Below are 8,845 nucleotides of genomic sequence, written 5' to 3'. Positions count from 1 at the left end.
TACAACGCCGAAGATGTTTTGGCGGATTGAGAGAAGATTTTCAGTCTGATACAGATTAAATCAGAACGCAGAAGCGGTCTGATGAAACAGAATTTGCCTGGCGGCCGTAGCGCGGTGGTCCCACCTGACCCCATGCCGAACTCAGAAGTGAAACGCCGTAGCGCCGATGGTAGTGTGGGGTCTCCCCATGCGAGAGTAGGGAACTGCCAGGCATCAAATTAAGCGTGCTGATATGGCTCAGTTGGTAGAGCGCACCCTTGGTAAGGGTGAGGTCCCCAGTTCGACTCTGGGTATCAGCACCACTTTTTAGGTTAAAGTTCGGCAGATTAGAAAAGAATTTGTCTGGCGGCAGTAGCGCGGTGGTCCCACCTGACCCCATGCCGAACTCAGAAGTGAAACGCCGTAGCGCCGATGGTAGTGTGGGGTCTCCCCATGCGAGAGTAGGGAACTGCCAGACATCAAATAAAACAAAAGGCTCAGTCGGAAGACTGGGCCTTTTGTTTTATCTGTTGTTTGTCGGTGAACACTCTCCCAAGTAGGACAAATCCGCCGGGAGCGGATTTGAACGTTGCGAAGCAACGGCCCGGAGGGTGGCGGGCAGGACGCCCGCCATAAACTGCCAGACATCAAATCAAGTGAAAGGCCATCCGAAAGGATGGCCTTTTTGCGTTCAGAATCCATGTAAAACTTAATGGATTACCTGCGATAAAAATGTCCTCGTACGCTCTGATTTAGGATGCGCAAAAAACTCATCCGGTGCAGCTTGTTCCACTATCTCCCCACGATCCATAAAAATCACCCGATCAGCGACGGTTCGCGCAAACCCCATCTCGTGCGTTACGCACAACATAGTCATACCTGACTGCGCCAGCCCAATCATTGTATCCAGCACTTCTTTCACCATCTCCGGATCGAGCGCAGACGTAGGTTCGTCAAACAGCATGATCTTTGGTTTCATACAAAGTGAACGTGCTATGGCAACGCGTTGCTGCTGACCACCAGAAATCTGTCCGGGAAACTTCTGGGCATGTTCGGCAATTCTTACTCGCTCAAGATAATGCATCGCCAGAGCTTCAGCCTCTTTCTTAGGCATCTTGCGTACCCAAATCGGTGCCAGGGTACAGTTCTGTAGAACTGTCAGATGAGGGAAGAGATTGAAATGCTGAAAGACCATTCCCACTTCCTGCCTGACACGCTCAATATTGCGGATATCTTCATTAAGTTCGATGCCATCAACCACGATTCGTCCCTGTTGATGTTCTTCCAGATGATTAATACAGCGAATGGTTGTCGATTTCCCCGAACCAGAAGGGCCACACAGAACGATTCGTTCTCCCGGTTGTACGGTTAAATTAATATTTTTCAGAACATGGAATTGTCCATACCATTTATTGACGTTTTCCAGCGTAATCATCGCGTTAGCAGGTTGCAGTAAAATTTGGCTCATAGTGTCCTCAATGCGGTGTACGTCCGGTGTTAAAACGTTTTTCCAGATGTTGGCTATAACGTGACATGCTGAAACAGAAGATCCAGTAAATCAGTGCGGCGAAAACATAACCTTCCGTCGACATACCCAACCAGGCGGGATCAACGGTTGCCTGCTGAACGCTACTGAAAAGATCGAACAACCCGATGATGATCACCAGGCTGGTATCTTTGAAGAGTGCGATGATGGTATTTACCAGCCCAGGAATCACCAGCTTCAACGCCTGTGGCAGAATAACCAGCCCCTGGGTTTTCCAGTAACCCAACGCCAGCGACTCTGCCGCTTCATATTGCCCTTTAGGCAGCGCCTGTAATCCGCCTCGCACGACTTCCGCAACATATGCTGACTGAAACAGGATCACGCCAACCAGCGCGCGGATCAGTTTGTCGATGCTGATGCCTTCTGCCATAAACAGCGGCAGCATGACCGAAGACATAAACAATACGGTGATTAGCGGTACGCCGCGCCAGAACTCGATAAAAATGACTGACAAGATACGCACAATTGGCATATGGGAGCGGCGACCTAACGCCAGTAAAATCCCCCACGGTAGCGCTCCCGCAATCCCAACTGATGCAATAATTAAAGTGAGCGTCAGCCCGCCCCATTGCCTGGTTTCAACCCGCTCAAGACCAAGAAACCCGCCATACATCAGCCACCAGACAATCAGTGGGTAAATCACCGCCCATACCGCAATATAGCGACCGCGATACGGGAGTATTTTCCAGAACATTGGTGCGATCGACACAAGCCCAATCAGTAATGCGAGGTTAATTCGCCAGCGTTGGTCGTGTGGGTAAAGCCCATACATAAACTGACCAAATCGTTCGTGGATGAAGACCCAACAGGCACCGGCTTTTGTGCAGTCGGCACGCGTTGAGCCAACCCAGTTAGCCTGCAAAAATGCCCAGTTCAGCAACGGTGGGATCAGTTCCCACATCAACCATATGCAGCCAATAGTCAGCAGGCTATTGCTCAAGCTGGAGAACAGATTTTTTCGCACCCACACCATCGCGCGGCTTGAGTTATGGCTCGCCGGGCGCGGGGGATGAGACAGCAATACTTTTGTCATCATGACTCCTTAGCGTTCAACGATCGCGATGCGGCGGTTATAGATATTCATCAGCAGCGAGATAGTCAGGCTGATAATCAGATAGACCGACATGGTCATGGCTATCGTCTCGATGGCTTGCCCCGTCTGATTCAGCACGGTGCCGGCAAACAGCGAAACCATATCGGGATAGCCAATAGCGGCGGCAAGAGAGGAGTTTTTGACGATGTTGAGATACTGGCTGGTTAACGGTGGAATAATCACCCGCAATGCCTGGGAAATAATGACCTGGCGTAGCGTAACCGGGTTGGGTAATCCCAGTGACCGAGCCGCTTCATGTTGACCATAAGGCACCGCCTGAATCCCGGCGCGGATAATCTCGGCGATAAATGCAGAGGTATAAACCGAAAGCGCCAGCGTTAAGGCTGCCAGTTCAGGAATTAAAACCATCCCGCCGCGGAAATTAAAACCTTGTAGGGCTGGAACATCCCAGTGCAGTGCCGCGCCAAAAAGCCATTGCGCCAGTAAAGGCAAACCGATGATCAACACAACGGCGACCGGCCAGGTTCGGCGCAATTGTCCGGTCTTTATCTGGTACGTTTTATTAAAACGGAATATTCCAACAGAAATGGCTATAGCAATAACAACAGTCAGGATAAACGCAATAAATCCGTCTCCCAGCTGCGGCGACGGAATATAAAGCCCACGATTGCTCAAAAAGGCCAGATCAAACGCACTCTCTGCCTGGCGTGGTCCGGGCAAATTGCGCAACACGGCAAAGTACCAGAAGAAGATTTGCAGTAGCGGCGGAATATTACGGAAGATCTCAATATAAATTGTGGAAAGCTTTCGTAGCAGCCAGTTATCCGAAAGTCGTGCCAGACCGATAAAGAAGCCCAGAACAGAAGCGAATACAATACACAATGCAGAAACCAGCAGCGTATTGAGTAAGCCAACAATGAAAACGCGTCCGTAGGTATCACCCTGCTGGTAATCGATCAAATGCTGGATAATACCGAAGCCAGCGCCGCGGTCCAGGAAGGCAAAACCTGAAGTAATGCCGCGATTACTGAGATTCGTCACAGTGTTGTGAAATAGCCAACCAACAATGCCGACAACAGCAACAACGGCAAGGATCTGGAATAACCAGGCGCGAACCGTAGGGTTGGCAAAGGAGAGTGAGCCTTTAACGGTTGAGCGGCGATGAGACATAGAAACCTCGGAAAGCATAACGCTGAAGAGAGCGCCGCCGTAGCGACGCTCGTTACCTCACACCGACTTAACGCACGGGCGGCGCGTACTGAATACCGCCGTTATTCCAGAGATTATTTTGCCCACGTTTAATCTTCAGGGGGCTTTCTGAACCTACGTTACGCTCAAAAATTTCCGAGTAATTACCCACCTGTTTGATGATGTTGTAAGCCCATTTATTATCCAGCTTCAGATCTTTACCGTAATCGCCCTCTTTACCCAGCAGATGCGCCATATCAGGCGTTGCAGGATTAGCCGCTTTTTCATCAACGTTTTGCGAATTAACGCCCATCTCTTCAGCATTCAGCATGGCGAAAAGCGTCCAGCGCACTATAGAGAACCATTCATCATCGCCACGACGAACTACCGGCCCAAGCGGTTCTTTAGAGATAACTTCCGGTAAAACAATCCATTCAGCTGGGTTGCTTAATTTGATGCGCAGGGCATACAGTTGTGATTGATCCGAGGCCAGCGTATCGCAGCGACCAGATTCCAGTGCCTTCGCGGATTCGTCAGAGCGATCGAAAGTCACTGGTGTGTACTTCATATTGTTTGCCTTGAAGTAATCGGCGACGTTGAGTTCGGTATCAGTACCCGCCTGAATACAGACTGTTGCGCCATCCAGTTCTTTCGCGCTTTTTAATCCCGCTTTATCGTGCGTCAGGAAACCAATGCCGTCATAATAAGTGACGCCAGTAAATGCCATTCCCATACCGGCATCGCGAGAGGAAGTCCAGGTCGTATTACGGGAGAGCAAATCCACCTCCCCTGACTGTAAAGCCGTGAAGCGTTCTTTTGCAGTGAGCGGGGTATATTTCACTTTCGTGTCGTCACCAAATACAGCTGCCGCAACACCACGACAAACATCTACATCAATACCTGAAAACTTACCGTCAGCATCGGCATAAGAGAACCCAGGTAATCCATCACTGATCCCGCATTGCACAAAACCTTTTTTCTGAACGGCATCAAGCGTCGCGCCAGCATGCGCCTGATTTGCAACGGCAAGCAGCACGCTGGCGGCAGCCAGTGTGGCTATCATCATCTTTTTCATAATGCTTCCTGTGAGGCGAAAATTATCGTTATAGGACGTTTGGGAAACGTCTTTTACCTGTCTGTGGCCATCCTCTTATAAGCAAAAGTAGTGCCAGCTTTTGCGCACGATTTCGCGTCGCAATAAGCTGAGTGTAGACAGGAAATAATAAAAACAGCGCCCCGCAATGGTGCGAAAATGAAACATGCGCCACATTTTGGCGCAAAATATTTACGCATTTTTTACTAAGCAGAATAATGATTGTTAGCGTGAGTATATTTCTGGTAGGAAGTGTGAAAATTAAATTGATGCGTTATTTCGAAAGCAGCGAAATAACATGCTAAATCAGCAGGGAATTACCCAGCAGAATATAGCAATATTTTATCTTATGTAGAGATACTGTATCGTTAAACAGAGCGCGGTACTCCGCGCCCTGTTCAGTTATTTCGACAGAGCGATGATCCCCATCGTCAGGCCAGCAACAGCAGCTGCCCCGCCAGCAATAGCCCCAGCCGTTTCCCAGTTATCCTGAGTCGTGCCTTTCATACAGGTATTGGTGTGAACCAGTCGACCCTGATCGTCATAAACCGGAACGCAGGGCGAATCGTGAGCACAGCCCGCCAGCAATGCGGTGAGCAATGCTACAGGAATTAATCTTTTCATGGTGTTACCTCAGTAATAAACGCTAACGCTTAATAAGTTAACTCTCTTATTAACGAGCTGAATGCCATTTTATCACTGGAGGTTATAAATCTTGCGGCATGAATAATGACAAATTATGTGAATTGTAAAAATAGTGAAGGGAGCGGGAACTATAGAAAGTTTTTAAAGAGTGAGTAGAAGAATATCTTATTAATTTTTATGGGTTTCACTGAAAATAATAAAGGCACCCGAAAGCGCCTTTATGTTTCTGATTTATCCTTTAAAGCAACGGCGGATAACCACAAAGAACACCGGCACGAAGAAGATTGCCAGCAACGTTGCAGAGACCATCCCGCCCATTACCCCGATACCCACTGCGTTCTGCGCGCCACTGCCGGCACCGTTACTGATAGCTAGCGGTAATACGCCGAGAATAAAGGCGAGAGAGGTCATCAGGATAGGACGCAGACGCATACGTACTGCCACCAGTGTCGCTTCACCAACACCTTTACCCTCTTTCTCCATGAGATCTTTAGCGAACTCAACAATCAAAATAGCGTTTTTGGCCGACAAGCCAATTGTCGTTAGCAAGCCCACCATAAAGTAGACGTCATTTTTTTGATTAAAGAGTGTCGCCGCCAGTAGCACGCCGACAATCCCTAACGGCACGACTAACATAACCGAGACAGGAATTGACCAGCTTTCATAGAGTGCAGCAAGGCACAGGAAAACAACCACAAAGGAAATTGCTACCAGAGCGGGAGCTTGGTTTCCCGATAAGCGTTCCTGATATGACATACCCGTCCAGTCATAACCAATGCCAGCTGGTAATTGTGATGCAAGGTTTTCCATCAACGCCATGGCATCGCCGGAACTGGTTCCTGGCGCGGCTTCCCCCTGAATCTCCATTGACGGCAGACCGTTGTAGCGCTCCAGTCGCGGAGAGCCATACACCCAATGTGCAGTGGTAAAGGCAGAGAATGGCACCATTTCGCCGTTGGCGCTGCGGACATAAAGTTTATCGACATCTTCTGGCAGCATACGGAATTTGGCATCCGCCTGAACATACACCTTTTTCACGCGACCACGGTCAATGAAGTCGTTAACGTAAGTCCCACCCAACGCCGTTGAAATGGTCTGATTGATGTCAGAAAGTGAAACACCTAATGCCTGCGCCTTTTCCTGGTCAACTTCCAGTTTAAACTGCGCGGTGTCTTCCAGACCATTAGGACGCACGCTGACTAAGCTGGCAGGATGTTGCGCCGCCATGCCAAGCAACTGGTTACGGGCCTGGGTCAGGGCATCGTGACCCAGCCCAGCCTGATCAATTAACTCAAAGTCGAAACCCGTTGCCGTGCCCAGTTCAACAATGGCTGGCATATTGAATGGAATGACAAAACCGTCGCGGATCTTGCCCAATTCCATTTTGGCACGATGGATTACCGCTTCCGCACTGTTTTCGTCACCACTACGCTCTTCCCACGGTTTCAGACTGACGAAAGCCATACCGGCGTTTTGTGCCTGGCCGCTGAAGCTAAAGCCGTTAACCGTAAAGACACTTTCTACGTTCGCTTTCTCGTTCTTCAGATAGTAATCCGTCACTTGATCCAACACTTTTTGCGTCCGCTCTTGCGTCGCGCCAGCGGGTAACTGAATCATAGTCAGAAAGACACCCTGATCCTCTTCAGGTAAGAAGGAAGACGGAAGACGTAAAAACAACACCACCATTCCAGCAACAATTAGTGCATAGATCAGTAAATATCGTCCTGTGGAACCGAGGATTTTGCCGACGCTGTTGGTGTAGTGGTTAACGCTATGATCGAAGGTGGTATTAAACCAGCCGAAGAAACCGCCCTTATTTTCGTGATGCTCAGCAGAGACGGGTTTGAGCAGTGTTGCACATAACGCTGGGGTAAGAATCAATGCCACCAGAACAGAAAGCGCCATTGCCGAAACGATGGTGATAGAGAACTGGCGGTAAATTGCCCCAGTAGAACCGCCGAAGAATGCCATTGGAATAAATACCGCTGACAGCACCATCGCGATACCCACCAGTGCGCCCTGGATTTGCGACATTGATTTTTCCGTCGCTTCTTTTGGCGGGAGCTTATCCTCCATCATCACGCGCTCGACGTTCTCCACCACCACTATCGCATCATCGACGAGCAGCCCGATGGCAAGCACCATCCCGAACATAGTTAGTGTATTGATGGAGTAACCAAAAGCGGCGAGGATGGCAAACGTCCCTAACAACACCACGGGTACCGCAATGGTGGGGATCAGCGTTGCTCGCATATTCTGCAAGAACAGATACATCACCAGGAACACCAGCATAATGGCTTCGAACAGCGTTTTTACCACTTCGTGAATAGAAAGCTGGACGAATGGCGTAGTGTCATAAGGATAGAGAACCTTCATTCCCTGCGGGAAGAATGGCTGTAATTCCGCCAGTTTTGCCTTAATGGCTTTCGCGGTATCGAGAGCATTCGCGCCGGTTGCCAGCTTAATACCCAGGCCCGCCGCCGGTTTACCGTTGATGCGAGCGATAACGTTATAGTTTTCACCGCCAAGTTCAACCCGTGCGACATCTTTCAGGCGTACCACCGAGCCGTCACTGTTTACGCGCAGGGTCACTTTGCCGAATTCTTCCGGATTTTTTAACCGCGTCTGAGCAATAATCGAGGCGTTCAACTGTTGCCCTGGTAACGCTGGCGTTCCGCCCAACTGTCCGGCAGCGATCTGATCGTTCTGTACCTTCAACTGGTTAATCACATCAACCGGCGTCAGTTTATATTTGTTTAGCAGATCGGCGTCCAACCAGATACGCATCGCATACTGTGCGCCGAAAAGCTGTACGTCACCGACGCCATTCAGACGGCTAAGCGTATCTTTAACGTTAGAGGCCACATAGTCCGAGATATCGTCCTGTGTGGTGCCTGGGTTATCAGAGACAAAGCCCGCCACCATCAAATAGCTGCTACTGGACTTTTCAACACTGATCCCCTGCTGCTGTACCTCCTGCGGCAGCAACGGCGTGGCGAGCTGGAGTTTGTTCTGCACCTGCACTTGCGCGATATCTGGATCGGTCCCGGACTGAAAGGTAAGGGTAATTGTCACGCTACCGGCGGAATCGCTGGTGGAGGACATATACATCAGGTTATCGATACCATTCATATTCTGTTCGATAACCTGCGTCACCGTATCCTGCACGGTCTGCGCATCAGCGCCCGGATAGTTTGCCGAAACAGAAACCGCAGGCGGCGCAATGGTCGGGTACTGGGCGACGGGCAATTGTAGGATCGCCAGTGCGCCCGCCATCATCAGAATAATGGCCAGCACCCATGCAAATATCGGTCGTCGAATAAAAAAGTTTGCCATGTCA

The 8,845-nt window shown here is 49.8% G+C and carries 6 protein-coding genes, 1 tRNA gene and 2 rRNA genes; 3 read left to right on the top strand and 6 right to left on the bottom strand.

Features of this window, described 5'->3' with window-relative positions; all coding sequences use genetic code 11:
• Positions 1-96 precede the first annotated feature (96 nt).
• The 3 genes from rrf (AACU19_RS18550) (at position 97) to rrf (AACU19_RS18540) (ending at position 457) form a co-directional block, all read left to right on the top strand.
• Positions 97-212: ribosomal RNA gene (gene rrf / locus AACU19_RS18550) — 5S ribosomal RNA — on the top strand.
• Positions 213-226: 14 nt separating this feature from the next.
• Positions 227-302 (top strand) — tRNA-Thr (locus AACU19_RS18545).
• Between the two features lie 39 nt (positions 303-341).
• A 5S ribosomal RNA gene (rrf, locus tag AACU19_RS18540) occupies positions 342-457 on the top strand.
• 231 nt (positions 458-688) lie between these two features.
• Here the strand turns inward: rrf (AACU19_RS18540) and AACU19_RS18535 are convergent.
• From AACU19_RS18535 to acrF, 6 genes are all read right to left on the bottom strand, one after another.
• On the bottom strand, positions 689-1,447 hold the full coding sequence (locus tag AACU19_RS18535; protein WP_000078345.1) for an amino acid ABC transporter ATP-binding protein: 759 nt from the start codon (positions 1,445-1,447) through the stop codon (positions 689-691).
• A gap of 7 nt (positions 1,448-1,454) precedes the next feature.
• Positions 1,455-2,558 carry an amino acid ABC transporter permease gene (locus tag AACU19_RS18530; protein WP_039021309.1) on the bottom strand — a complete coding sequence of 368 codons (1,104 nt, stop codon included), beginning with the start codon at positions 2,556-2,558 and terminating at the stop codon, positions 1,455-1,457.
• 9 nt (positions 2,559-2,567) lie between these two features.
• Positions 2,568-3,749 carry an amino acid ABC transporter permease gene (locus AACU19_RS18525; protein ID WP_105278390.1) on the bottom strand — a complete coding sequence of 394 codons (1,182 nt, stop codon included), beginning with the start codon at positions 3,747-3,749 and terminating at the stop codon, positions 2,568-2,570.
• A gap of 67 nt (positions 3,750-3,816) precedes the next feature.
• A complete protein-coding gene (locus AACU19_RS18520) occupies positions 3,817-4,842 on the bottom strand; it encodes an amino acid ABC transporter substrate-binding protein (RefSeq protein WP_000738584.1) in 1,026 nt (341 codons plus the stop codon).
• Positions 4,843-5,262: 420 nt separating this feature from the next.
• Positions 5,263-5,484, bottom strand: coding sequence for a membrane protein (locus tag AACU19_RS18515; protein WP_000825639.1), 222 nt, complete (start codon positions 5,482-5,484; stop codon positions 5,263-5,265).
• Positions 5,485-5,736: 252 nt separating this feature from the next.
• On the bottom strand, positions 5,737-8,841 hold the full coding sequence (gene acrF, locus AACU19_RS18510) for a multidrug efflux RND transporter permease subunit AcrF (RefSeq protein ID WP_105278389.1): 3,105 nt from the start codon (positions 8,839-8,841) through the stop codon (positions 5,737-5,739).
• Positions 8,842-8,845 lie beyond the last annotated feature (4 nt).

Origin of the sequence: Escherichia sp. MOD1-EC4550, assembly GCF_963876935.1 — a bacterium.
GTDB lineage: Bacteria > Pseudomonadota > Gammaproteobacteria > Enterobacterales > Enterobacteriaceae > Escherichia > Escherichia coli_F.
Note: the sequence above shows the minus strand (reverse complement) of the source record. Positions and strands in the feature narration are given on the sequence as shown.